At 67.3% G+C, this 1,289-nt stretch carries 1 protein-coding gene; it reads right to left on the bottom strand.

Features of this window, described 5'->3' with window-relative positions; genetic code table 11:
• On the bottom strand, positions 1-1,289 hold a 1,289-nt coding region (locus tag ACFXHE_RS44130; RefSeq protein ID WP_379391776.1), incomplete at both ends, for an acyltransferase domain-containing protein.

Here is a 1,289-nt window from a genome sequence, read left to right as displayed (position 1 = left end):
CTGCGCTGGAAGGCGTAAGTGGGCAGATCGACCCACCGGGGGGTGTACGGGGCCAGCATCGCGGCCCAGTCGACATCGGCACCGGTGACGAACGCCGCGGCCAGCCCGGTCAGTACCGAGACCGGTTCGGGTCGGTTCTTACGCAGCAACGAGACCGCGACCACGGCACCGGCCAAGGCCGGTGCAAGCGCCTGGGACACCATCGCGGTCAGGGCCGAACCCGGTCCGACCTCGATGAAGTGAGTGGCCTCGTCAGCGAGCAACCGATCGGTGGCCTGAGCGAAGCGGACCGCTTCACGCACATGAGCCACCCAGTAGTCGGGTGTGCCGTATCCGGTGCCGGCGTAATCGCCGGTCAGGTTCGACACGACAGCGATCTGGGGTGGCGACACCGTCAGATCGGCGATGGCCGCGGCGAACTCGTCGAGCATCGGCTCCATCAGCACCGAGTGGAAGGCATGGGAGACAGCCAGCGCGGTGGTCTTGCGGCCCTGTGTGGTGAAACTGTCACCGATCCGGGTGACCTCGTCCGCGACACCCGACACCACCACCGCGTCGGGGCCGTTGACCGCGGCGATACCGGCCCGGGTGATCTGCAGTTCGGCCAGCCGCTGGGTCACTTCGGCTTCGCCGGCCTGCACGGCGACCATCGCGCCACCGGCCGGCAGGGCCTGCATCAGCCGGCCACGTGCAGCGACCAGCGTCGCCGCGTCGGCCAACGACAATACCCCGGCCGCGTAAGCGGCCGCGATCTCTCCGACCGAATGACCCACGACACGATCGGCGTGCACACCCCAGGAACGCAGCAGTTCGAACAAGGCCACCTCGACGGCGAACAATCCGGCCTGGGTGAACACCGTCTGGTTCAGCAGATGTTCGTCATCGCCCCACATCACATCCAGCAACCCCCCCGGACCGGACCGGGTGTACTGGTCGGACAGACGCGGATCCAACTCGGCCACCACCGCGTCGAGAGCGGCCGCGAACACCGGGAACCGTTCGTAGAGCTGTCGTCCCATGCCCAGCCATTGCGAGCCCTGCCCGGGAAACACGAACACCGTTTTCCCGGCTCGCCCGGCAGTACCGGTAACCACGGCGGTATCAACGGAATCAGTTGTGGCAGTGAGGCTTCGCAGCTGCCCGAGCAGCTCGCCGAGATCGTCGCCGATCACGACGGCACGGTGGTCGAAACGGGAACGACCCGTGGCCAGGGTCCAACCCACATCCGCCGGCGAGAACGGATTGTCCTGTGGTGTCGAGGTGGTGAGGAACTCGTGCAGGCGTGCGGC

Origin of the sequence: Nocardia sp. NPDC059229 (genome assembly GCF_042754165.1) — a bacterium.
Lineage (GTDB): Bacteria > Actinomycetota > Actinomycetes > Mycobacteriales > Mycobacteriaceae > Nocardia.
Note: the sequence above shows the minus strand (reverse complement) of the source record. Positions and strands in the feature narration are given on the sequence as shown.